21 protein-coding genes and 1 pseudogene are annotated in these 22,248 nt (G+C 65.8%); 11 read left to right on the top strand and 11 right to left on the bottom strand.

All coding sequences use genetic code 11. From position 1 onward, the window contains the following. Window positions 1-161: 161 nt before the first annotated feature. The 4 genes and pseudogenes from AC24YW_RS06055 to AC24YW_RS06040 all read right to left on the bottom strand — a co-directional run bounded on the left by AC24YW_RS06055 (window position 162) and on the right by AC24YW_RS06040 (window position 3,921). Window positions 162-1,187, bottom strand: coding sequence for a Fe(3+) ABC transporter substrate-binding protein (locus AC24YW_RS06055; RefSeq protein ID WP_487481894.1), 1,026 nt, complete (start codon window positions 1,185-1,187; stop codon window positions 162-164). Between the two features lie 166 nt (window positions 1,188-1,353). After that, window positions 1,354-2,231 (bottom strand): annotated as a pseudogene (locus AC24YW_RS06050) (SUMF1/EgtB/PvdO family nonheme iron enzyme). 59 nt (window positions 2,232-2,290) lie between these two features. Next, complete coding sequence (gene nirK, locus AC24YW_RS06045) at window positions 2,291-3,388, bottom strand: copper-containing nitrite reductase (protein WP_487481893.1); 1,098 nt, start codon at window positions 3,386-3,388, stop codon at window positions 2,291-2,293. Window positions 3,389-3,720: 332 nt separating this feature from the next. Next, window positions 3,721-3,921: a hypothetical protein gene (locus tag AC24YW_RS06040; protein ID WP_487481892.1), complete on the bottom strand. Its 201-nt coding sequence runs from the start codon at window positions 3,919-3,921 to the stop codon at window positions 3,721-3,723. Between the two features lie 164 nt (window positions 3,922-4,085). Between AC24YW_RS06040 and hemN the strand changes: the two genes are divergently transcribed. Both hemN and AC24YW_RS06030 read left to right on the top strand, forming a co-directional pair. Further along, on the top strand, window positions 4,086-5,438 hold the full coding sequence (gene hemN, locus AC24YW_RS06035; RefSeq protein ID WP_487481891.1) for an oxygen-independent coproporphyrinogen III oxidase: 1,353 nt from the start codon (window positions 4,086-4,088) through the stop codon (window positions 5,436-5,438). A 176-nt stretch (window positions 5,439-5,614) separates the two neighbouring features. Then, window positions 5,615-5,812 (top strand): DUF1858 domain-containing protein, encoded by a 198-nt coding sequence (locus tag AC24YW_RS06030; RefSeq protein WP_275503426.1) that lies wholly within the window; start codon window positions 5,615-5,617, stop codon window positions 5,810-5,812. A gap of 106 nt (window positions 5,813-5,918) precedes the next feature. On the opposite strand, the gene AC24YW_RS06025 is transcribed toward AC24YW_RS06030, so the two are convergent. Then, a complete protein-coding gene (locus tag AC24YW_RS06025; RefSeq protein WP_487481890.1) occupies window positions 5,919-6,629 on the bottom strand; it encodes a Crp/Fnr family transcriptional regulator in 711 nt (236 codons plus the stop codon). 141 nt (window positions 6,630-6,770) lie between these two features. On the opposite strand from AC24YW_RS06025, the gene AC24YW_RS06020 reads away from it, so the two are divergent. Then, a complete protein-coding gene (locus tag AC24YW_RS06020; RefSeq protein WP_487481889.1) occupies window positions 6,771-7,979 on the top strand; it encodes an NnrS family protein in 1,209 nt (402 codons plus the stop codon). A 2-nt stretch (window positions 7,980-7,981) separates the two neighbouring features. Here the strand turns inward: AC24YW_RS06020 and AC24YW_RS06015 are convergent, their stop codons facing one another. Beyond that, on the bottom strand, window positions 7,982-9,010 hold the full coding sequence (locus AC24YW_RS06015) for an AraC family transcriptional regulator (RefSeq protein ID WP_487481888.1): 1,029 nt from the start codon (window positions 9,008-9,010) through the stop codon (window positions 7,982-7,984). A gap of 202 nt (window positions 9,011-9,212) precedes the next feature. Here AC24YW_RS06015 and AC24YW_RS06010 point away from each other — a divergent pair, with 202 nt between their 5' ends. Both AC24YW_RS06010 and AC24YW_RS06005 read left to right on the top strand, forming a co-directional pair. Beyond that, a complete protein-coding gene (locus tag AC24YW_RS06010; RefSeq protein WP_487481887.1) occupies window positions 9,213-9,833 on the top strand; it encodes a response regulator transcription factor in 621 nt (206 codons plus the stop codon). 164 nt (window positions 9,834-9,997) lie between these two features. Beyond that, window positions 9,998-11,674, top strand: a complete 1,677-nt coding sequence (locus tag AC24YW_RS06005) for a mucoidy inhibitor MuiA family protein (protein ID WP_487481886.1) — start codon at window positions 9,998-10,000, stop codon at window positions 11,672-11,674. A gap of 147 nt (window positions 11,675-11,821) precedes the next feature. Here AC24YW_RS06005 and AC24YW_RS06000 read toward each other — a convergent pair whose 3' ends face one another. Genes AC24YW_RS06000 through AC24YW_RS05985 form a run of 4 tightly spaced genes read right to left on the bottom strand, consistent with a single transcriptional unit; the run spans window position 11,822 to window position 14,863 of the window. Next, entirely contained in the window at window positions 11,822-12,622 is an 801-nt protein-coding gene (locus tag AC24YW_RS06000) for a heme ABC transporter ATP-binding protein (RefSeq protein WP_487481885.1), read from the bottom strand. Then, window positions 12,619-13,704, bottom strand: a complete 1,086-nt coding sequence (locus AC24YW_RS05995; RefSeq protein WP_487481884.1) for a FecCD family ABC transporter permease — start codon at window positions 13,702-13,704, stop codon at window positions 12,619-12,621. The genes AC24YW_RS06000 and AC24YW_RS05995 overlap by 4 nt, the downstream gene beginning before the upstream one ends. After that, window positions 13,701-14,651, bottom strand: a complete 951-nt coding sequence (locus AC24YW_RS05990) for a heme/hemin ABC transporter substrate-binding protein (RefSeq protein ID WP_487481883.1) — start codon at window positions 14,649-14,651, stop codon at window positions 13,701-13,703. Before AC24YW_RS05990 ends, AC24YW_RS05995 begins: the two co-directional genes overlap by 4 nt. A gap of 5 nt (window positions 14,652-14,656) precedes the next feature. Further along, the gene (locus AC24YW_RS05985) at window positions 14,657-14,863 is read right to left on the bottom strand and encodes a hemin uptake protein HemP (RefSeq protein WP_036022033.1); all 207 of its coding nucleotides are present in this window, start codon (window positions 14,861-14,863) and stop codon (window positions 14,657-14,659) included. A gap of 259 nt (window positions 14,864-15,122) precedes the next feature. On the opposite strand from AC24YW_RS05985, the gene AC24YW_RS05980 reads away from it, so the two are divergent. From AC24YW_RS05980 to AC24YW_RS05955, 6 genes are all read left to right on the top strand, one after another. Next, window positions 15,123-17,684 (top strand): TonB-dependent hemoglobin/transferrin/lactoferrin family receptor, encoded by a 2,562-nt coding sequence (locus AC24YW_RS05980; RefSeq protein WP_487481882.1) that lies wholly within the window; start codon window positions 15,123-15,125, stop codon window positions 17,682-17,684. Between the two features lie 135 nt (window positions 17,685-17,819). Continuing rightward, the gene (gene hmuQ, locus AC24YW_RS05975; protein WP_487481881.1) at window positions 17,820-18,155 is read left to right on the top strand and encodes a heme-degrading protein HmuQ; all 336 of its coding nucleotides are present in this window, start codon (window positions 17,820-17,822) and stop codon (window positions 18,153-18,155) included. A 30-nt stretch (window positions 18,156-18,185) separates the two neighbouring features. Beyond that, on the top strand, window positions 18,186-18,695 hold the full coding sequence (hutX, locus tag AC24YW_RS05970; protein ID WP_487481880.1) for a heme utilization cystosolic carrier protein HutX: 510 nt from the start codon (window positions 18,186-18,188) through the stop codon (window positions 18,693-18,695). Between the two features lie 27 nt (window positions 18,696-18,722). Further along, entirely contained in the window at window positions 18,723-19,499 is a 777-nt protein-coding gene (gene exbB, locus AC24YW_RS05965; RefSeq protein ID WP_487481879.1) for a tonB-system energizer ExbB, read from the top strand. Window positions 19,500-19,502: 3 nt separating this feature from the next. Further along, window positions 19,503-19,943, top strand: a complete 441-nt coding sequence (exbD, locus tag AC24YW_RS05960; protein WP_487481878.1) for a TonB system transport protein ExbD — start codon at window positions 19,503-19,505, stop codon at window positions 19,941-19,943. Further along, the gene (locus AC24YW_RS05955; RefSeq protein ID WP_487481877.1) at window positions 19,943-20,770 is read left to right on the top strand and encodes a TonB family protein; all 828 of its coding nucleotides are present in this window, start codon (window positions 19,943-19,945) and stop codon (window positions 20,768-20,770) included. The genes exbD and AC24YW_RS05955 overlap by 1 nt, the downstream gene beginning before the upstream one ends. A gap of 52 nt (window positions 20,771-20,822) precedes the next feature. Here AC24YW_RS05955 and AC24YW_RS05950 read toward each other — a convergent pair whose 3' ends face one another. Then, window positions 20,823-22,178 carry an esterase-like activity of phytase family protein gene (locus AC24YW_RS05950; RefSeq protein WP_487481876.1) on the bottom strand — a complete coding sequence of 452 codons (1,356 nt, stop codon included), beginning with the start codon at window positions 22,176-22,178 and terminating at the stop codon, window positions 20,823-20,825. Window positions 22,179-22,248: the final 70 nt, after the last annotated feature.

Below are 22,248 nucleotides of genomic sequence, written 5' to 3'. Positions count from 1 at the left end.
AAAAAAAACCAAGAAAAAAGAGGCGGGGAGCGGACATAGAGGCGCGGGCTATAGGGCCCCCTCCCCCCCCCCCCCCCCCGCGACCGGCGTGCACACGGCCCCTCGAGCGAGGCCGTGTGCTGGTAGCTTCCAGCAATTCGACGGACGTGGGCCGCCAGAGATCAGTTGTCAAAGCCGACCTTGTCCACCAGCGAGGCCGCAGCCTTGCGGTTGGCCGCGATCTTTGCGATCGGCAACGGATCCGGGCCGAGCTTGCCGTAGCCCGCGATGGTCGCGTTGACGGCGACACCGCTGCGAACCGGATATTCGTAGTTCTGGTCGGCATACATCTGCTGCGCCTGATCGCTGACGAGCCACTCGATCAGCTTGATACCGTTGGCCTTGTTGGGCGCGTTCTTGGCGAGCAGCACGCCGGAGAGGTTGACGTGGGTGCCGCCGCCCTCGAAGGTCGGCAGGATGACGCGGGTCGCCTCCGCCCACGGCTTCTTCTCGGGATCGTTGTTCATCATCAGCGCCCAGTAATAGGTGTTGCCGATGCCGATGTCGCATTTGCCGGCGGCGACGTCACGCGCGGCTTCGCGATCGCCGCCCGACGGCTTCTGCGCGAGATTGGCCTTCAGGCCGCGCAGCCATTCCTCGGCCTTGGCCTCGCCGTACTTGGCCGTATAGGCCGCGAACAGCGCGTTGTTGTAGATGTGCTGGCCCGAGCGAATGCAGATCTTGCCCTTCCACTTGGGATCGGCGAGCTCCTCATAGGTGATCTTGTCCTGCTTGACACGATCCTTCGAGGCATAGATCACGCGCGCGCGCATCGAGATGCCGGCCCAGTGTCCGTCCGGATCGCGATACTGCGCCGGCACGACCTTGTCGACCGCCTCCGACTTGATCGGCTGGGTGACGCCGGCCTGCACGGCTTCGTCGATGCGGCCGATGTCCACCGTCAGCAGCACGTCGGCCGGACTGTTGGCTCCTTCCGCCTTCATGCGCTGCTCCAGACCGGAGCTTGCGGAGACGACGTTGACCTTGATGCCCGTGTCCTTGGTGAACGCATCGAACAGCGGCTGGATCAGCTTGGTCTCGCGGTAGGTATAGACGTTGACCTCGCCATTGGCGGCTGCCTCCGACACGAAAGACGTGGTCAGGCTCAACACCGCCGCAGACGCGGCGAGGACGCGGAAATTGATCATAAGGGCTGCTCCCAGGCGCGAAATTGAACGCCCGATTGAGTAGCGCAGGCGTGGGGCCAAAGTCAGCGACGCAATGTCGCGAGCGCATGAGCTTAGAGTAATTCCAATGTATCTTTTAGACTCATTCTAATGCTTGAGCGAAGGTCATGGGAAAACGATTGACGCCCTATGATCCTGCCGGCCTCGTCTTGCTCAGGCGTTGCGAGACGCTGGCTAGCCACGACGTCTCCTCGCGCACCAGGCGGAAGCCGAGATTGGCGGGCGGCACGCCTTGGGCGCAGCCACCGGCACGGGCGTCGCGGATGAAGTCGGTGACATAGGCGCGGTGCGCGCCCTCGGCGACGCGCACGCCGCAATTCACGGTCGCGCGGCCGGGATTGCCTGAAACATCGACACGCGAGCGCACGAAGCACGTCGCGGTCCACTCCCAGACGTTGCCGGCGAGATCTTCGACGCCATGCTCGTCGGGCCGAACTTGCCGAAGCGATAGGCCGTGGTGTCGGAGAGGTCGCGCTCGGATTCGCGCTCGTAGCGGCTGATCCAGCGCTTCGAAGGGTCGCTTGCATCGACCGGGACCCCGTCATCCCGGAATCTGGAGCCGGCGGCAAAGGCCCATTCCTCGTCGCTCGGCAGGCGGTAATGATGGCCGGTCTTGCGCGACAGCCAGCCCGCATAGGCCTCGGCGTCGTGCCAGCTCACCTGCACTGCGGGACGATCGGGGGCGATTGCCACGACGCGGTCGAGCGCGCGGCAGCCGCCATCCTGCACGCAAAGCTGATAGTCGGATGAGGCGACCTGATTTCGCATGATGCGCAGCGGGCGGTTCATCCGCACGGTGCGCAGCGGCGCTTCCGCCTGCCGTCCGCCGCGGGTGAAATCGCCGGCCTCGCGATAGGAGAAGCTGCCGGCGGCGACCTCGACCAAGGCCGGCTCGCCGACGGCATGGCGCGTCGTCACCTCCGAGACCAGAGGCGCAACGGCCAGCGGCCCCGCAAGCCCGGCCGCGCAGGCAAGTGCCAGTTTGAGCTTGAATGCGATCAGCACGATCATTCCTCCGCAGAAGGAAAAAAGGGGCCGATGATGACCGGCCCCTTTCATCGCGTCTAGTTGGTGCTGGCAGGCGGTATTTCGGCGGGTGCCTTCACTTGCATCATCAGATCGTCATTCCACTTGCCTTCGACCTTGAAGTGCGCCGTGGCGCCGAGATTGGCCGCCTCGATCAGGTTATGCGTGACATAGGCGTAGATGCCGGGCTGCTGGAACTTGTACAGCGCAGCTCCCGCCGAGCCGCCGCGGATGAACCAGGTCTCGAGCCCGACCTCGGGCGCGTTGCCGAACTTGCCGGTCTCCCAGACATAGTCGCCGTGGCCGCCGATCAGATGCGGACGGCTGTCGCGATTGGCCTGCGAATGCACGATCAGCACGTTCTCGCCGACCTTCGCGGTGAGTGCGCTCTTGCCGGTGAGCGCGCCGACCTTGCCGTTGAACACGACATGGGTCGGGATCAGCTTGTTCATCACCTCTTCGGTCTCGGTGAAGGCTTCGCCCGGCGATTCGTAGGACTTGAAATTGCCCTTCTCGTCGCGCGGCACGTACATGTCCTGCTCGCCGATATAGTAGACCTTGTCGTATTTCAGCGCGCGGCCCTTGCCGTCGTTCAGCCCCTCGCGCGGCAGCACCATCACGGCGCCGTTCATGCCGGAGACGACGTGCCAGGGGATCATCGGGCCGCCCGGCGCGCAGTGATAGACGAACACGCCGGTCTTGGTCGCCTTCCAGCGCAGCACGACCTGCTCGCCTGGATTGATGAGCGTGAGCTCGCCGCCGCCGAGCGCGCCGGTCGCGGAATGGAAGTCGATGTTGTGCGGCATGGTGTTGGTCGCGGGATTGACCAGCGTCAGCTCGACGTAGTCACCCTCGTGCACGACCATGAGCGGGCCCGGCATCGAGCCGTTGAACGTCATCGCCTGGAAGGTGGTGCCCTTGTCGTCGATGACGACCTTCTTCTCCTCGACCGTCATCCTGAACTCGACGATCTTGGGGCCCTGCGTCGTGGCCTGCTCGTGCGCGTGCACGAAGGGCGGAGCGACCAGCTCCACCTTTTGACGCGGCAGCTTGAGATCGCCGGCGCCGAAGGCCGGGGTCGCCAACATCAGGGCGGTCGCGGCGGCGCTGATCAATGCGGCTCTGCGGGTGAACATCGGAAGCATCCTTCATGTGAAAAGGTTTTGATGACGGATGCAGTGTGCGCCTGTTACGGCAAGCGTGTTTGTGCTGCGACAAGCTTCCGCCGGATTCACCTCCGCAACAGGACTTGGGTTCAGGGACTTGGGTTCAGGACTTGGGTTCTCGAAAGAGGATCGGCGATCCCGGCTGACCGCGTTCGCAGGGACGATGCCGATCCAGGCCGAGCGTCATCGCATCCGCATCGACGTCAGCGGCGATTCGTTTGCATGTTCAAGTTGGATGCGATCTCGCCCCGGCTCATGCGCGCGTGGGCGAGATCGCGACGGAGGCCTTGGCGAACGGCCGGTCAGAGCAGGTTCACGGCGAGCCAGACCAATCCCCAGATCGCCAGCGACAGCGCGGCGAAGACGGCGATCGCGGCAGCCAGGGCACGCAGCGCGCCGGCGGAGGCAGGCGCGGCCGGGGCCGGCCGGGAGTCGTCGAAACGCGGGATATGGCCGCGGACGTCGAGCAGGGAGAGTATGAGTTCGAGTGCGAAAAGCCTCATGGCGAACGCTCCGGATGGCCGGGACTTTCCTCACCATGGCCGCGAACCGGCGCCCCCGCTTTGCGCGAGCGCAAAGTCGCGTCCGCAGATCCGGGTTATTTGAATTCATTCCGTGATTTGCCGCGATGTCTCGCGCGCGGCGGGCATTTACGAATGGGTAACTTATGAGGGCTGATCTTGCGGCGATCTACGGCGAGGAACGCCTGCCACGCTATACCAGCTATCCGACCGCACCGCATTTCACGCCTGCGATCGGTCCGGACGCCTATGCCCGCTGGCTGGCGGAGCTGCCGGTGGCTGCCAGCGCCTCGCTCTATCTGCACGTGCCGTTCTGCCGTGAGATGTGCTGGTACTGCGGCTGCCATACCCAGATCGTCCGCCGCGACGAGCTCATTGCCGGCTACCAGCGGACGCTGCGCAGCGAGATCGGGCTGACCGCCGAAGCCATCGGCCACCGCATCAAGGTCGAGCACATCCATTTCGGCGGCGGTACGCCGACGATCTTGGCGCCGGATGCCTTTGCCGAATTGATGGCGACGATGCGCCAGGAATTCTTCGTGCTGCCTTCGGCCGAAATCGCGGTCGAGATCGACCCCCGCACATTGACCGCGGACATGGTCGAGGCGATGCGGCTCTCCGGCGTCAACCGTACGAGCCTCGGGGTGCAGAGCTTCGATCCCGTGGTGCAGCGGGCGATCAACCGCGTGCAGAGCTTCGCGCAGACGGCGTCCATGGTCGAGATGCTCCGCGGCGCCGGGATCGAGGGCATCAACTTCGACCTGATCTACGGGCTGCCGCACCAGACAATGGCCTCGTGCCTGGAGACGGTGCGGCGCAGTCTCACGCTCGCGCCCAGCCGCTTCTCGGTGTTCGGCTATGCTCACGTACCGGCCTTCAAGAAGCACCAGCGCATGATCAACGAAGGCGTGTTGCCCGACGGCCTTGCGCGCCACGACCAGGCCTGCGCCATCGCCAATGCGCTGAAGGAAGCCGGTTACGTGCAGATCGGGCTCGATCATTTCGCGCGGCCCGACGATGCCATGGCCGTGGCGTTCGAGCAGGGCACGCTGCGGCGCAACTTTCAGGGCTACACCACCGATCGCAGCGAAGTCCTGCTCGGCTTCGGCGCCAGCGCGATCGGGCACCTGCCGCAGGGCTATGTCCAGAACGAGGTGCAGATCGGCGCCTATGCGCAGAGCGTCGCTGCCGGCCGCCTCGCCACCGCGAAGGGCTATGGCCTCACCGACGACGACCGGCTGCGCGCCGACATCATCGAACGCATCATGTGCGAGTTCGGTGCCGATCTCGGCGACATCTGCGCGCGCCACGGCGCGGAAGCCGGCGCCATGCTGAGATCGGCTTCTCGTCTGAAGCCGCTGATCTCCGACGGCGTCGTGAGGCTGGACGGCGAGCGTCTCGCCGTCGCCGGAGATTCGCGTTTCCTGGTCCGCAGCGTCGCCGCCGCGTTCGACGCGCATCTGGATCCGGGCAAGCAGTTGCACAGTCGGGCGGTCTAGCTGGTCATTCCGGGGCGCGCGAAGCGCGAGCCCGGAATCCATCAGGCGGCGGGTGACGTGGAAGAATGGATTCCGGGCTCGCGCCGAGCGGAGCGCCCCGGAATGACAAGGCAGCTTGCGCTTCCACAAAGAAACCGCCGCCCGCGCCGCTATCGTCGATCGGAATGGAGCTGTCCATGCCCTTCCGGTCCGACGATCTGGTCGATGACATCATGCATTCGGCGCCGCACACGATCCGTGTGTTTCTCGCCTTCAGGATGGCTTGTGTCGGCTGTCCGATCGCGACTTTCCACACGGTCGATGACGCCTGCCGCGAGCATGGCATCGACCGAGACAAATTTCTCGCCGCATTGAGCGAGTGCGTGCCGGCGTGAAACGGTCAGGAAGCGCGCAGGTGTGCGCGGATTCCCGGATGAGGGCGCGCTTGCGTCGTAAGTGCAAGCGCCCCTCACCCTATCCTGAGGAGAGATGCTTCGCCTCTCACGGCGCGCCGCTGTCGGCGCTGCGCTCCGCCAGCACCACGATCTTGTGCGGCTCGCGCAGGATGATGCGCTGGCGGCCGCTCTCGACCAGGCCCTGGCTCTCCCAGCCGCTCAGGATGCGGCTGACGGTGTGCAGCGTGGTGCCCGTCATCTGCGCGATGTCCTGGCGGCTGATCGGGAAGTCGATCTCGATGCCGTGGTCGCGCTTCTTGCCGGACTGCTTGGCAAGGCGCAGCAGCGCGTGCGCGATGCGTTGCTCGACCTGCTGGGTCGACATTTCCAGGATACGGGTGTGGCTTTCCTGCAGCCGCGTGCCGACGGTCTGGAGCGTGTTGGCGGCAAGCGCCTGAAACCGCTCGACCAGCCGCGGCCAGGCCGAATTCGGCCAGATCAGCACGACGCTGTCGTCGACCGCCATCGCCGTCGCCGGATAACGCGCGGCTCCGATCGCCATCGCGAGCCCGAACGTCTCGCCGGGCGCGACATAGCGCACCACGATCTGCTCGCCGGCCGGCGTGGTCTTGGCCGCGCGGACATGGCCGTGCAGCAGCAGGAAGAAGGACTGCGCGTCGGCCCCCTGCTCGAAGATCGCACTGTTCCTGGGATAGCGCGCCGAGCGGGCCTCACGCAGGATCTCGTCGAGAGCTTCCGGCGTCATCCCCGCAAACAGCGGCAGATGCGCAACCAGCGATGGGTCGACCTTGGCCATTCTGCCTCCCTGGCATCAGGGAGTGTGATGGCACCTGCAATCGTCAACGAGTTTGCGTTAGCGCAAAACGAGGCGGCCCGGCGGCAGTATTTTTCCAAGTAACGATCTGAGTAACGATCTGAATTGATTGGAGTCGACCCCATGGCTGGCGCCCGATCCCGCAACTTTGCGGGCTGGCCGCTGTTTGCGAACAGCTTTCGCCCCTTTTTCCTGCTTGCCGCAATCCAGGCGGCGCTGTCGATCCTGGCCTGGCTGCCGGTGTTCTACGGCGAATTGTCGGTGAGCTCCGCGTTCGCGCCGCGCGACTGGCACATCCATGAGATGCTCTATGGTTTCCCCCCGGCCGTCATCACCGGCTTCCTGTTCACCGCCATCCCGAACTGGACGGGGCGCCTGCCGATCCAGGGCGCGCCGCTCGCGGCCTTGGTGACGGTCTGGCTTGCCGGGCGCGTCGTAGTGACGGTGTCGGCGAATACCGGCTGGGCATTTGCACTGGTCGTCGATGCCGCGTTCCTGGCATTGGTCGTTGCTGCCGCGACGCGCGAGATCATCGCAGGCGGCAACTGGCGCAACCTGCCGGTGGTGGGGCTGGTGCTGGTTCTGCTCGCCGGCAACGTCGCCTTCCATGTCGAGGCCCACGAAGGCGCGGCCGAAATCAGCATCCGCATCGGCATCGGCGTGGTCATCCTGCTGATCGGCCTGATTGGCGGCCGCATCATTCCGAGCTTCACCCGCAACTGGCTGGTCAAGTTCAATCCCGGCCGCCTGCCGGTGCCGTTCGGACGATTTGACGGCGCGGTGATCGGCTTGAGCGCGCTGGCGCTGATCGCGTGGATTGTGGCGCCGCTGAACATGATCACTGGCGTCGCAATGGCGGTGGTTGGCATGCTGCATCTGGTTCGACTTGCACGCTGGGCCGGCGATCGCACCACGCGCGAGCGGCTGCTGCTGATCCTGCACGTCGGTTATGTCTTCGTGCCGCTCGGTTTCATCCTGAACGCCGTGGCCGCCTTCGGCGAGCTGCCGCCGAGCGCCGGCATCCACGCCTGGATGGCGGGTGCGGCGGGAACGATGACGCTCGCGGTGATGACGCGCGCCAGCCTCGGCCATACCGGACAGGCGCTGACGGCTTCGCCGGCGATCCAGGGAATCTATGCTGCAACCATCATGGCGGCTCTGGCCCGGGTCGGTGCCGTCGTGTTGCCCGCCTATGGCGACGTGCTGCTGCACATCGCTGTCTGCGGCTGGATTCTCGCCTTCCTCGGATTTGCCGTCGCGTTTGGTCCGCTGCTCGCCGGCAGCCGGCGGCGGGCGCTCGCCACGATGGGCGTGCCCGCTCCGGCACGCTGAGGTCAGGCGGCACTCGCCGAGGGCGGCGCTGCGGGAGGCCGCACGCCCTTGCGCCAATCGGTGATAGTGCAGCCGAAACGGCCGCGAAACCAGCGCGCCATGGCGCTCTGTGCGGAGAAGCCGAGCTGCACCGCGATGTCGGCCAGCGGCCGGGCGGGATCCTCGATCAGCTGGACCACGAGATCGCTACGTTGCGCGTCCAGGATGGCCGAGAAGCTGGTGCCCGAAGCGGCGAGGCGGCGGTGGATGGTGCGGCGGGTGCAGGCCAGATGCTCGGCGACGCGCTCGACCGTGCAATCGCCGCTGGCGAGCAGGGTCCGCACCACCTCGTCGACCTTTGCCTCCCAGCTTGCCGGCCTGCTTTCGATCGCCTCGATCCGCTTGCGTAAGTAATGCGCAATCAAGGGATGTGCGCTTGGGATCCGGCGCTCCATGTCGTGCGCGGACAAGAGGATCGCATCGTCGTCCGCATTGAATCTCACCCGGCAGCCGAAGAAGTCGCGGTAGCGCTTGCGGTCGAGCGGCGGCGGGTAGTGCAGATGCACCTCCAGCGGCCGCCAATCGCTGCCGAACAGCGACTGGATGATGCGGTGAACGCTGCCGAGCGCCATGTCGATCGACTGCCGCGGCGCGCGCGGCTGCCGGCCGCGCAAATGCAGCGTGATGGTCACGGTCCGCTCGTCACGCGTGACGTCGAGCCGCATGCCGTCATGATGGACATGGATGAAGCGTGAAAACGCCTCGATCGCTTCGCCGACGGTCGCCTGTTCGCGCACGATCAGGCCGACCGCGCCGAAATTGGTGAGGCCGCCGCGCTCCGCGAGACGAAGGCCGAAATCCTCGGCGCCGGAGGCCTTTGCCGAGAGTTCGAGCAGGCGGCGCAGGCCGGTGACGGCGATCGGGATGTCCGGCTGATCAAGGCAGGCCAGCGGCAGCCTGACCTTGCGCATCATCTGGCTGGGGTCGAGCCCGACCGACCGGGCGACCTCGGGGTAATAGCTCAAGCCTGCGCTGCGAATGAGGTCGGTCATGCAAACCGTTCCCGCCAGGCATTCCCGCAGATGTCCCGAAATGTAAAGTTTCTGTCTCGATCCGTCAAATCCGGGAACCCGGTGGCGCATACATAAGGAAAACCGAAGCACTGGCGTGAATGCCGTGCTCATGACGGCGGGGCGCGACGGGGCCCCCCGGCCGTCGCGGGCCATTTGACCAAGACATTGCTGGATCGGGACTATGCCGGGGAACACGCTTTCCAAGGGCGAGGTATTCGTCATCGACACTGACGCCGCCTCCCGCGAACAACTTTCCGCCGCACTCGAACAGAGTGCCTATGACGTGATCTGCTTCGCAGACGGGGCGTCCCTGCTTTCGGAGGCGAAGACGCGGATGCCGGCCTGTGTGCTGCTGGAGATGCCGCCGGATCGCTCCGCTCTCGAGGTGCTCAGGCGGCTGCGTGAGGAGAATTGCATGGCGCCGGTGCTGGTGACGTCGGCGAACGGCAGCATCGCCATGGCGGTCGACGCCATCAAGAGCGGCGCGACCGACTTCATCGAAAAGCCGTTCCGAACCCACGACATCGTCGGCCGGATTGATGCCGCCATCGATGAATTCGCGCAACCCGGTGCGATTCGGCAACGCTGGCTGCCGGGCTGTGAGCCTCTGACCGCCCGCGAGGGCGACGTGCTCGAGCATCTTGCCGCCGGCCTCACCAACAAGGAGATCGCCCGGCGGATGCACCTGAGCGCGCGGACGGTCGAAGGTTACCGCGCCAGCGTCCTGAAGAAGGCCGGCGCCAAGAACGTGACCGATCTGCTCCGGCGCATTTTCGGCCACGCCTCGCCGCCCCAGGCCTGAAGCCGCCCGGACCACCGGGCCTTCAGACATGGTGCCGCCGCGGCGGCGCCCCACGGAAGTCTCAATCGAACCGGTTCCTTCCCTGCCGCGTCCAACCACGATGGCGAGGCATCTCATCGCGCGCGTCCGGCTGGCGGCGCGGCGATACCGGCAGGAGGGACTTCATGCGCATCACCGCAAGATATTTGGCGACAACGGGCCTGGTCCTGGTGACCACGGCGCTAGCATCGCCGTCATGGGCGGCCAATGTGGACGCCAATTCGACGATCGACACGGTCACCGTCTATCCCGACGGCGCCACCGTCACCCGCATCATTTCGCTGGATCTCGCCGCCGGCGATTCGACATTGGTGGCCAAGGATTTTCCGCTCTCGCTCGATCCGTCGTCCCTCCGCGTCGAAGGCGAAGCGGGCGCCAAGCTCACCATCGGCACGATCGATGCACGCCCGCCGAAGGCCGCGCAGCCGGTCAATCTGCCCGACCTCGACAAGCGCATCGAAGCGCTGAGGGATCAACGGGCCGACCTGCAGGGTGCGATCGACTCGGCCGCAGAGCGGCGCAAGTTCGCGCAGCACTTCGCCGAAACCTCTCCTACTGGTCTTGGCGACAAGGGCGAGGCGAGGCCGATCACCGAGTGGCGTGCAGCCTTTGCGGCGGTCGGGGAGGAGATCGCGACTGCGGACACCGCCATCCGTGACGCCACCCGAAAGCAGCGCGAGATCGACCGCCAGATCGCGCAACTGGAAGCCGAGCGCTCGGCCAAGCCGCCGAGCAAGCTGGAAGTACGGATCGACGTCGCCTCGGCCGCCGCGACCAAGGCGACGCTGCGCGTGACTTATGCCGTGCGCAACGCGCGCTGGGTGCCGCTCTACGACGCCCGGCTCGATACCGGCGCCAAGGATCGCAAGCCGCAGCTCGAACTGGTTCGTCGCGCCGAGGTGACGCAATCCACCGGCGAGGACTGGTCGAACGTGACGCTGGGCGTCTCCACCGTGCGCATCAGCCGCGGCGGCAGTGCCCCGGAGCTGGGCTCGCTGCTTGCCCAATATCCGCAGGTGCCGAAGCCGCTCGCGCTCGGCAGCGGCTCGGACCTGGCGCGGCCCGCGCCAGCCGCCCGGCAGCGTTCGGCGCAATTCGAGCCAATGTCCAAGGTTGCAGAGGCGACCGAGCGCGCCGACGAGCAGCAGGCAGTTGCCGAGATCGGCGACTTCCAGGCCACCTTCAAAATTCCCGGCCGCGTCAGCCTCGGCGCTGCCGACGGCGCCAAGAGCCTGCGTATCGCCTCGGTCAACGTGCCCGCCGACCTCGCGGTGCGCGCCGCGCCGGTGCTGGATCCGACCGCGTTCCTGGAGGCCAGCTTCAAGCAGACCGACGATACGACGCTGCTGCCGGGCAAGGTTGCGATCTACCGCGACGGCACCTTCGTCGGTCGCGGCAAGATCACCGCGTCCGCCAAGGACGACATCGTGCGGCTCGGCTTCGGCGCCGACGACAAGGTTAGAATCAAACGCGCGGTCCTCAAGCGCAACGAAGGCTCGGCAGGCCTGCTCGTGACGACGTCGAAGACCGACGAGCGCGCGTTCAAGACCACGATCCGCAATGGGCACGATTTCCCGATTCGTGTCGCGATCGAGGATCAGCTGCCGGTCAGCGAGAACGAGGACATCGTCGTCGAGATGCTGCCCTCGAGCACCCAGCCGACCGCAAACAACATCCGCGACAAGCGTGGCGTGCTCGAATGGTCCTTCGACGCCAAGCCTGGCGAGGCCCGCGACATCAACTTCGCCTGGCGGATCCGCTGGCCGAAGGACAAGAGCATGGTGATCGTCCCGGCGGGGTAGCCCCGTTCGCGCTACAAGAGGAGGTGCTCCCCCTCTCCCGCTTGCGGGAGAGGGCTGGGGTGAGGGCTCTCACCTCCAGGGGATTGTCCCGTTGTGGAGACACCCTCTCCCCAACCCTCCCCCGCAAGCGGGGGAGGGAGCCCACCTTCACCGTGGCGGCACAGCCGCCCGCATCGACTGCGGCAGCACATACGGCACGCCGTCGGCCTGATGCACGACCGCGTCGATCTCGAAAATATCCCGGATCCGCTTCCGCGTGACGACATCGGCGCGCGGGCCGTCCGCGGCGAGCCTTCCGCCGGCCAGCACGACCAGCCGGTCGGCGAAGCGGATCGCGAGGTTGAGATCGTGCAGGATCGCGATCACTGCGGTGCCGGCAGCCGCGCGGCGGCGGGCGGCTTCGACGAGGTCGATCTGGTGACGCAGATCGAGGCTCGAGGTCGGCTCGTCCAGCAGCAAAAGTCCAGGGCCGTGCTCGGCCTCGCCGCAGGCGAGCTGCACCAGCACGCGGGCGAAATGGGCGCGCTGCTGCTCGCCGCCCGACAGCGTCGGCAATTGTCGCTCGCGGAAATGCGACAGGCCCACCTCATCCAGCGCGGCGTCGACGAGCGAGCCGGCCTCGCGCAAGCTGCGCTCGCCCGCGCCCATCAGCACGATCTCCTCGACGGTGAAGGGGAAGGTGACGTTGATGTGCTGGGACAGCATCGCACGGCGCGCGGCGAGCTCGCGCGGCGCGAAGCTGCCGATGTCGCGCTGCTTGAGCCGTACCTCGCCGGCGCTCGGGCGGAGATCGCCGGAGAGCAGCCGCAGCAGCGTCGACTTGCCGGCGCCGTTCGGGCCGATGATGGCAACCACCTCGCCGGCCGCAACCGTCAGGCCGACGCCGTCGAGCAATATCGCGCGGCCGGCGCGCTTGCCTAGGTGTCGCGCTTCGAGCACCGCGGTCATGGCGCGGCGAGCCCGCGCTGCCGCAGCAGGATGAAGAGAAAGACGGGTGCGCCGACGGCCGCCGTCAGGATGCCGATCGGCATCTCCGCCGGCGCCACGATGGTGCGCGCCAGCGTGTCGGCGCCGACCATCAGGATCGCGCCTGATAGCACCGAGGCCGGCAGCAGCAGGCGATGCGACGGGCCGATCACGAGACGGAGCAGATGCGGCACGACGATGCCGACGAAGCCGATCACGCCGCTGATCGACACCGCGACACCGGTCATGGCCGAGACCATCACGATCGAGATCCGCTTCAGGCGCTCGACGTCGACGCCGCCGTGAAAGGCGTCGGCCTCGCCGAGCACCAGCAGGTCGAGGCCGCGCGCGATGAAGACGCAGCCTGCGAGTCCGGCAATGAGCACCGGCGCGAGCACGGCGGCCTTGGTCCAGGTCACCCCGCTCATCGAGCCCAGCATCCAGAACGTGATGTCGCGCAGCTGGCGGTCGTCGGCGATGAATACCAGGAGGCCGATGCCCGCATTGGCGATCGCGGTGATGGCGACGCCGGCAAGCAGGAAGATCGCGATCGAGGTGCGTCCCGAGCGGCTGGAGATGGCGTAGAGGATTGTGGTGGTCGCCAGCGAGCCCGCGAAGGCTGCGAGCGGCAACAGCTCGGTCTGGAGAAAGCGCAGCGCCTCGCCGAAGCGGGAATCGGTGAAGACGATCGCGCTCGCGGCTGCGAGCGCGCCGCCGCTGGAGACGCCGACCAGGGCGGGATCGGCGAGCGGGTTGCGAAACAGCCCCTGCATGATCGCGCCGGCCGCGGCAAGCAGGCCGCCGATCATCGCCGCCGCCGCGATCCGGGGGATGCGGATCGACCACAGCACGAGCTGGTCGCGGGCCGTCATGGCCGTGCTTTCGCCGGCCAAGCCCAGCGCGGCTGGCAGGCGGGAGAGCGGGATGCCGGCGGCGCCGACCGTCAGAGCGGCGATCGCAGTGACCACAAGCCCCACGAGCAGGAGGGGAATCGCGAACGATGCGGCCCGCCGTCCCGCGCTGCGCCGTGGGCTTCGTGCTTCGATCCCGACGGCCACGCTCATTGCCGGCAATTCGCCGTCGACAGCGCCGACGTGAACGCGCCGCCCTCGGCCAAGGCCGGATAGAGCTTGACCGAGAGATCGCGCGCCGCCGCCGCGGTGCGCGGCCCGAAACCGAGCAGATAAAGCCCATCCATGGCGATGAAGCTCTTGTTGGCCGCGACCGGCGTCAGCGCAAAGCCGGGGTGCGTGTAGACTGCATCGGCCTGCAGCGAATCCTTGCCGCGCTCGATCGACAGCACGACATCGGGCTTTGCGGCCACGATCGCCTCGTCGCTGATGACCTTGTAGCCGTCGTAATCGTCGACCGCGTTGGCCGCGCCCGCGAGCTGGATGATTTCATCCGCCGCAGTCTTGTGGCCTGCCACCATCGCCCGCCCGTTCTGGAGCGACATCACGAACATCACCCGCACCGGCTTCGTCACCTTGGCGCGCAGGACACGGAGTTGTGCAAGATCGGCGCCGACCGCGGCGCTGAGACACTCGGCACGCGCATCGACGCCCATGGCGTGGCCGACCAGCTTGATCTTCTCGATCAGGCCGTCCTCGGAAAAGGTCTCGGGCACCAGCACCAGCGGCACCTTTGCCGTCTCCAGGATGTCCATGGTCTCGCGCGGGCCCGAGCCCTGGATCGCCAGGATCAGCGTCGGGTTGAGACCGAGCACGCCCTCGGCCGAGATCTGACGCATATAGCCGACGTTGGGCTTGTCGTGCAGCGCTGCCGCCGGATAGAGGCTCGTCGTGTCGACGCCGACCAGCCGGCTTTCCAATCCCAGCGCATAGAGGATCTCGGTGATGGCGCCGCCGATCGATACCGTGCGGGCAAAATCCGTAACAGTGACGTCGCGATTGCGCGCGTCATGCACAATGATGCCCGCGGCGTGCGCAGCAGACGCGAACGAGAGTCCGCCAGCGAGCAGGAGACTGGCGATGGTGCGGCAAAATGTCATTGCAGTTACTTCGTCAGGATCAGCTTGTTCTGCGAGGTCAGGCGGAGACGATAACTGTCCTCGCCATGCGCAATGATGATCTCGCGCTCGGCGGCAAACAGCTCGCGGCTGTCGATCCGGCTCCCGCGCATGGTGAGAGTTCGCGTCGCTGCAGAAGGGCTTTGTGCCGGCCCTGCCGCGCTGCCGCTGCTGTCTCCTGATGTTGCTGACATAGTCGGTGGTGCGCTTTCGGAACCTGGAGTACCGCCCGTTGTATAGGCGGCGCCAAGCGCATTCCAACCGTCGCAGTTTACAATCGATATAAACTGTAACCCAATGTCATTGACCGTCAGAGTGTTGCCACGTAACCATTTCTGACAGCGGGGAACCCCCCGCCTCTTGAGACAATTTAGCCAGCCAGTCGCTCGCGTTGCGAGCGCGCGCCAGCCAGACGACATCAAAAACTAAAGTGAAGTGCAGGCTGGGGCTGATATGGCTGACGGGGCTAGGTATTCGCGCGCCCTGATTTTGGGCGCGTCGGTGGTTTCAATTGCGGCGTTGACGGCGGAGGGCAGTCTCGCGCAGACCGCGCCGCAGAGTGAAAACGCGTCGTCGGAAAGGGCGTCGTCGGAAAGAGCGAAGCAGACCAAGCGCAAGCAAGCGCCGCCGCAAGTTGCGCAGCAGGCAACGCCCGAGGTGATGAACGCCCGCGCTCAAGCGGGCGGCGGGGGGGGGGGGGGGGGGGGGGAAAAAACACAAAGACAAGGCAAAAAAAAAAAAAGAAAAGAAAACAAAAAGACAAAACAAAAAAAAGCCCCTCAGAAGGTTGAAAAAAAGAAAACACCGGGGGGGAGGAACTCCCGCTCCCAGGTGTTCTGCGCCGCGCCCGTGCAAACGCTCGACACCATCACGGTCGCGGCGACGAAGACCGAGGAACGTGCCGTCGATGCATTGGCTCCGGTCAGCGTCGTGACATCGCAGCAGATCGAAGCACGGCAGGCCAGCACCGTCGGCGATCTCATCTACAATGTGCCCGGCGTGTGGGTTCAGAACCGCGGCGACGAGCCGTCGACCTCGATCAACATTCGCGGCCTGCAGGATTTCGGCCGCGTCGCCGTCGTCGTCGATGGCGCGCGGCAGAACTATCAGCGCACGGGCCACTTCGCCAACGGCTCCTTCTTCCTCAACCCGGAGCTGATCAGCGGCATCGACATCGTGCGCGGCCCGACCGCGAACATCTACGGCTCAGGCGCGATCGGCGGCGTGGCCTCGTTCCGCACCAAGGACATCGAGGATGTCGTCCGTGTGGGCGAGCGCTGGGGCGTCGACGTCAAGACCATCCTTGGCAGCAATTATGGTCGCGCGCTCGGCTCGGCCTTCGGCGGCGTGCACGTCAATCCGAATGTCGACGTGTTCGCAGGCGGCACCTATTCGACGCAGGAGAGCTACAAGGACGGCACCGGCTTCGAGGTCGCCAATACCGGCAATCGGCTCAGCAGCGGCATCGCCAAGCTGACGGTGCGTCCGGCGGACGGCCACGAGGTCAAGCTCGGCGCCATCTTCCAGCAAGACATCTACAGCCTGGGCCAGCCGCCGCGACGGGCGGGCGATCCCAATTCGACCAATGCGAACGGCACGAACAATCTGAACGGCACGTCGATCTACGCCTCCAACGTGAAGAATTACACCACGACGCTCGGCTGGAAATACTCGCAGCCGGATGATCAGTGGTTCGACTGGGATGCGAAGATCTACTGGAATCGCACCGAGAACGATCAGATCAAGACGAGACACACCACCACGACGCCGTCGGTTTTTTGCGGCGGCGTGCCCGGCAACGCCGTCTCGGGATGCATCGGGAGCAACCGCGGATATCTGCTCGATACGATCGGTATCGACGTGCACAACACGACGCGGTTCGACACTGGAAACTGGCGTCACGCGGTGACATACGGCCTGGACGCGTTCCAGGACAAGGTATCTACGCAGGACAGGACGGGTACCGCCGAAGTGACGACGCCCGGCGGCCAGCGCACGGTGTCTGGCGGCTTCGTGCAGTGGAGGGCGAACTACACCTCGATGCTCGAGGTGGTCGGCGCGCTCCGTTACGACAATTATCGGCTTTCCTCGGCGTCGTCGTCGTCGGGCGGCGATCGTCTCTCGCCGAAGATCACCGTTGCTCTCGTTCCGACCGCGGTCGTGACCCCCTATGCCAGCTACGCGGAAGGCTATCGGGCGCCCTCGATCACGGAGACGCTGGTGAGCGGACCACATGCCGGCGCGACGGTCAACGACTCGTTCTTCCGCTGTCCGTCGGGCACGCCGGGACCGGGCGCGGATTCGACCTTCTGCTTCGTGCCCAATCCAAACCTGCGGCCCGAGGTCGGCAAGAACAAGGAGATCGGCTTCAACATCAAGAAGAACGATCTGTTCACGGCGGGCGACACGCTGCGCGGCAAGATCAACGTGTTCCGCAACGACATCACCGACTTCATCGATCAGGTCGCTTACGGAAACCCGCTCGTGGTCCCGACCGGGCCGCCGCCGGCACCGTCGATCACGGTGCTCCCGTTCCTGCAGTATCAGAACGTGGCGTCCGCGCTCATTCAGGGCGTCGAGGCCGAGGCGATGTATGACGCGAACCTGTGGTTCTTCGGCCTTTCCGGGACCTATCAGAGCGGAAAGAATCTCCAGACCGGCTTCGGCCTCTACAGCATTCCGCCGCAGAAGATCACGACGACGGCCGGCGTGCGTCTGCTCGACCGCACCCTCATCCTTTCGATGATGTGGACGTCGGCAATCGCCAACTACGACATCCCCAGGACCTACACGCCGGCGACGTCGTACGATCTCGTCAATCTCTACGCGCAGTATCACCCGACGCCCGATCTCGCGCTCAACTTCTCCGTCGAGAACCTCTTCAATCGCTACTATCGGCCGTACGCCATTCCGGTCGGTAGCGCGGGCGACACGCAAAACGACGTGAAGTGGGCGAGCGCCGGTGCCGGGCTCGTGATCAAGGGAGGCCTCAAATACCACTTTGGCGGCACCTGAGGGAGACACCGGAGGTTCTCCGCGGGGGATGCCCAGCTGATCTCGAAAGCCACGCTGATGCGTCAGCGTGGCTTTCGGTCCGTTCTGAAATCCGATCGGCAATTGCCGATCTACAAGTCACAGGAGAAAAGTCGAATGTTCATCGCCATGAATCGTTTCCAGGTGAAGCCCGGCTCGGAAGCCGCGTTCGAAACCGTCTGGCGGACCCGTGAGTCCTATCTCGGCAGCATGGCGGGCTTCGTCGAATTCCATCTGCTCAAGGGACCGGTCGCCGAGGACCACACGCTGTATTCCTCGCATACCGTGTGGGCCGACAAGGCGGCGTTCGAGGCCTGGACGCGCTCGGAGGAATTCCGCCGCGCTCATGCGCGCGCCGACAACAAGACCGGCGAGAGTCTCTATCTCGGCCATCCCAAGTTCGAAGGCTTCGAGGTCATCATGACCGAGCGCAAGGCCAGCGCGGCGGCTTAGGTCGCGGCCGATGACGAAAGGAAGTCGGACATGCTGAGCACCGATCTCGCCGATCTCAAGGCGTACATGGCCGAAAATCCCGGCGCGGTGATCGAGGACGTCGCGCGCGAGCGCAAGGTCACCCCGCGCGCGGTGATCGAGGCTCTGCCGACGTCCATGGTGCGCATGGGAGGCGGCGAGCAGTTCGCCGCTGCCATGCAGGACATTTCGGGATGGGGCGAGGTCACCCTGATCGTCCACACCGATGATGCAGTCTTCGAGTTCACCGGCCCGATTCCCGCGGGCGAGATCGGCCGCGGCTATTTCAACCTGATGCAGCCGCAGGGCCTGCACGGCCATCTTCGCCACGAGCGCTGCGCGGGAATTGCCTTCGTCGAGCGGCCCTTCATGGGCAAGGTGTCGGCCTTCGTCGCCTTCGTGAACGCCGACGGCGGCATCATGTTCAAGGTCTTCGTCGGCCGCGACGAGACCAGGGCGCTGCGGGCAGATCAGCTGGCGCGGTTCCGGCAGCTTGCGGACCGGATCGCACCCGCGCTCTAGCTTGGTTCAACCTGTCGGGAGATCGGGATGCAGAGCAATTCCAGGCTTCGCCATGTGATCCTAACAAGCGCGCTGGCGCTCGCGCCGGCACCGGCCTTTGCGATCGACGCGGCGCTGTTGCCGCGCAATCTGTCACCCTGGGGCATGTTCCTCGGTGCCGACATCGTCGTGAAGATCGTCATGGTCGGGCTCGCCGTCGCCTCGCTGGTGACATGGACGGTGTGGCTCGCCAAGACCATCGAGCTGCGTCGCAAGGGCTCGCTCGCCCTGTATCGGACGCGCACCCTCGAGGGCAACATGACGCTGGCCGAAGCATCCGCGCGGACCGGCGACGCGCGCGACGCCGTTGCCCAACTGATTCAGTCCTGCGCCAGGGAGGCCGAGCTCTCCGGCGGCATCCTCGACGACGGCCTGCAGGAGCGCGTCGCGCTGCGGCTGGAGCGGGTCGAGGCGGCGATGTCCAGGCAGATCGCGCGCGGCACCGGCGTGCTCGCGACCATCGGCGCCGTCGCGCCGTTCGTCGGCCTGTTCGGCACCGTCTGGGGCATCATGAATTCGTTCATCGGCATCTCCGAGAGCCACACCACCAGCCTCGCGGTGGTCGCGCCCGGCATTGCGGAAGCGTTGCTCGCGACCGCGCTCGGCCTCGTCGCCGCGATTCCGGCCGTCGTGATCTACAATCATCTGGTCCGCGGCATCGCCAATTACCGCGCTTTGCTCGGCGACGCCTCTGCGCAGCTCATGCTGCTGGTGAGCCGCCAGCGCGACCACGGCCATTTCCGTCTGGCGCGGGCAGCGGAGTAGGCCGTGGCCGCGAAACTTGGCGCATCGAAACTCGGCTCGCGCAGAGACGCTGGCGAGCTCGACCTCACCCACGAGATCAACGTCACGCCGTTCATCGACGTGATGTTGGTGCTGCTGATCATCTTCATGGTGGCCGCACCGCTCGCCACGGTCGACATCGGCGTCGATCTGCCGGCGACGGCGGCCGAGCCGGCGCCACGCCCGGACAAGCCGGTCTTCGTCACCGTCAAGCCGGACCTTTCGATCGCCGTGGGTGAGGATATCGTCGCCCGCGACGGGCTCAGCACCACCCTGGATGCCGCAACCAAGGGCCGCAAGGACGAGCGCATCTATCTGCGCGCCGACAAGGCCGTCTCCTATGGCGACCTGATGGAGGTGATGAACACCCTGCGCAACGCCGGCTATCTCAAGGTCGCCCTCGTCGGGCTCGACGGACGCAGCTGATGGCCGCGAACGCCTTTGCCTTGCACCAGCCGCTTGACGAGCGGGAGGGCGCGCGCTGGGGCGTCTCGGCGGCGATGATCGTAGCGTTGCATCTCGGCGCCGCGCTGCTTGCGATGAACTGGCTGAAGCAGGTGCCGGACGAGGGCGTCAACATGCCGGCCATCCTGATCGACATGACGCCGGAGACGTCGGCACCGCAGTCGACGCCGCTGGACATCGCGCCGGGACCGACGATGCAGCAGGCGGATGCGTCACCGCCCGAGCCGGTGCAGCAGCAGGCTGTCGAGGAACTGATCCCGCCGACACCGCCGCAGGAGCAGCCGGATGTGGTGGCTCCACCGGAACAGAAGCTCGAGCCGAGCCCGCCGAAGCCCGAGCCTGCGAAAGTTACACCCGTGGAGAAGCCCGCTCCGGCGAAGCCCAAGGCGGTCCGCCTCGACGCCCGCAAGCCGTCGGACGCGCTTCCGGCGCCGCGCACCAGCGCACCGCCGCGTGCGGAGCGGCAGGCGCCGCTGGCCTCTGCCGTCAACGCCGGCTCGGTCGCGTCTGCGATGGCGACTTATTATCAGCGCGTCCGCGCGCACCTCATGCGCTTCCACCAGTATCCGGCAAGTGCGAATGGCCAGAAGGGCACGGTCAAGGTGAGTTTCACGCTTGGCCGTAGCGGTCAGGTGTTGTCCAGCCGCCTCGGCGGATCGTCGGGTGTCGCAGCGCTCGACGCCCAAGCCATGGCCATGGTGCGCCAGGCGCAGCCATTCCCACCGGTGCCATCTGAAATCACCTATGGGACGATCCCCATCAACATCGGCGTGGCGTTCGGTAAGTGACCGCCAACGAACTCCTCCCCCGCGCCAGGCGGGAGAGGAGCAGAGAGCGAATTCACTTCGCCTTCAGGAAATCCGCGACCTCGAGCAGCACGAACTCGTTGTCGTCGGCCTTGTTGGGATCGCGGCTGGAGGAGAACGGCAGGTTGTTGTCGTTGCCGACGATGATGTGGGTGTCGTCGACGCGATCGACGTTCTCGATGGTGAAGAACGGGAAGGTGTAGACGCCGTCGTTGAGCGGCTTCCGCGCCTTCTTGTCGGGATCCCTGATCTTCATCAGGTCGATATAGCCGATCTTGCGCACGGGCTTGCCGACATTGGCGTCGGTCAGCTCGATCTTGTAGACGCGCTTGAACTTGGCGAGGTCGGGGAAGCAGCTCTCGCCGCGAGTGCCCTGCGGGCAGGCCTTGTCGGCGGTGCCTTCGCCGTTGTCGCGCTCGATGACGAGGCCGGAGGCCTGGTCGATCATGTTGAAGTCGCCGATGGCGTTGCCGTTCTGCTCGAACACATAGTGCCAATAGCGGCCGGTGAATTTCTCCGCGGTGACGTCGAACTCGAGGATGCGGGCGGCTTCCTTGCCGTCGACCTTCTCCCAATCCTTCTTGTCGGCATCCCACAGCGGTCCCTCGAGCAGACCGTAGAGGAACTTGCCGTCCTTTGACGCGGCGAAGCCCTCATAGCCCTTGGAGCGGCGGAGATTGACGTTGGTGTAGGTCGCGCCCGGCGCGGCCGGCGTCCCCACCGCCCAATTGTCGGGCGAGCGCACCGGCTTGCCGTCGGCCACCGTGTCGAACACGCCGAGGATCTTGCCCGACTTGTCCGCCTTCAGGACATAGGGGCCGAACTCGTCACCGATCCAGAAGGTATCGCCGACGATCTGGAAACCTTCGGTGTCGAAATCGGAGCCGGTGAGATAGCGCTTCTGGGTGTCCTCATGCAGGATGCGGAACGGCACCTTTTTGTCGGGATCGTGCAGGAAGATGGTCTCCAGCCGCTCGATCTTGCCGCTGGCCCAATCCATCTTGTAGCGGTTGAGGTACAGCATCGAATCCGGCGAGTTGGCGCGCGCGCCCATGCCGTTGTCGGTCAGCACCCAGAACGTGCCGTCGGGCATGGTCTTGATGCCGGAATGGCCCTGCAGCGGCTGGCCCTTGAACGGCAGCGACACGCCGGTCGGACGCTCAAAGGACTTGCCCATCACGGTGCCGAGCGCCTCGACCCGCTTGCCGGTGGTATATTTGCCCGCCGTCTTGAGATCGGCCGGGGCATCGGCCGGCGCCTCGATGAAGGTTTCGGCCGGCATCACCGCGTGGCCGGCGAGCTTGGCGGGAAATTCGCCCTCGCTCTGCGCGAGCGCTGTGCTCGCGGTGAGGATGATCGTGGCGACGGTGCAAAGAAAAGTCGCGCGCATGTGCGTCTCCTGTTGGCGGACGCAACGCTTATGCGGATCGCATGTTGCAGTATTGTGAAGCCGGGCCAAA

The sequence above is a fragment of the Bradyrhizobium sp. USDA3516 genome, assembly GCF_057651995.1.
Note: the sequence above shows the minus strand (reverse complement) of the source record. Positions and strands in the feature narration are given on the sequence as shown.

Coding starts and splice junctions, on each gene's coding strand:
- AC24YW_RS06000 (WP_487481885.1), bottom strand. CDS start 12,622: ATGACCGCGGTGCTCGAAGCGCGACACCTAGGCAAGCGCGCCGGCCGC.
- AC24YW_RS06055 (WP_487481894.1), bottom strand. CDS start 1,187: ATGATCAATTTCCGCGTCCTCGCCGCGTCTGCGGCGGTGTTGAGCCTG.
- nirK (WP_487481893.1), bottom strand. CDS start 3,388: ATGTTCACCCGCAGAGCCGCATTGATCAGCGCCGCCGCGACCGCCCTG.
- hemN (WP_487481891.1), top strand. CDS start 4,086: ATGAGGGCTGATCTTGCGGCGATCTACGGCGAGGAACGCCTGCCACGC.
- AC24YW_RS06005 (WP_487481886.1), top strand. CDS start 9,998: ATGCGCATCACCGCAAGATATTTGGCGACAACGGGCCTGGTCCTGGTG.
- exbB (WP_487481879.1), top strand. CDS start 18,723: ATGCAGAGCAATTCCAGGCTTCGCCATGTGATCCTAACAAGCGCGCTG.
- AC24YW_RS05995 (WP_487481884.1), bottom strand. CDS start 13,704: ATGAGCGTGGCCGTCGGGATCGAAGCACGAAGCCCACGGCGCAGCGCG.
- AC24YW_RS06015 (WP_487481888.1), bottom strand. CDS start 9,010: ATGACCGACCTCATTCGCAGCGCAGGCTTGAGCTATTACCCCGAGGTC.
- AC24YW_RS05980 (WP_487481882.1), top strand. CDS start 15,123: ATGGCTGACGGGGCTAGGTATTCGCGCGCCCTGATTTTGGGCGCGTCG.
- AC24YW_RS06010 (WP_487481887.1), top strand. CDS start 9,213: ATGCCGGGGAACACGCTTTCCAAGGGCGAGGTATTCGTCATCGACACT.
- AC24YW_RS05955 (WP_487481877.1), top strand. CDS start 19,943: ATGGCCGCGAACGCCTTTGCCTTGCACCAGCCGCTTGACGAGCGGGAG.
- AC24YW_RS05985 (WP_036022033.1), bottom strand. CDS start 14,863: ATGTCAGCAACATCAGGAGACAGCAGCGGCAGCGCGGCAGGGCCGGCA.
- hmuQ (WP_487481881.1), top strand. CDS start 17,820: ATGTTCATCGCCATGAATCGTTTCCAGGTGAAGCCCGGCTCGGAAGCC.
- AC24YW_RS06020 (WP_487481889.1), top strand. CDS start 6,771: ATGGCTGGCGCCCGATCCCGCAACTTTGCGGGCTGGCCGCTGTTTGCG.
- AC24YW_RS05950 (WP_487481876.1), bottom strand. CDS start 22,178: ATGCGCGCGACTTTTCTTTGCACCGTCGCCACGATCATCCTCACCGCG.
- AC24YW_RS06040 (WP_487481892.1), bottom strand. CDS start 3,921: ATGAGGCTTTTCGCACTCGAACTCATACTCTCCCTGCTCGACGTCCGC.
- AC24YW_RS06030 (WP_275503426.1), top strand. CDS start 5,615: ATGCCCTTCCGGTCCGACGATCTGGTCGATGACATCATGCATTCGGCG.
- AC24YW_RS05990 (WP_487481883.1), bottom strand. CDS start 14,651: ATGACATTTTGCCGCACCATCGCCAGTCTCCTGCTCGCTGGCGGACTC.
- hutX (WP_487481880.1), top strand. CDS start 18,186: ATGCTGAGCACCGATCTCGCCGATCTCAAGGCGTACATGGCCGAAAAT.
- AC24YW_RS06025 (WP_487481890.1), bottom strand. CDS start 6,629: ATGGCCAAGGTCGACCCATCGCTGGTTGCGCATCTGCCGCTGTTTGCG.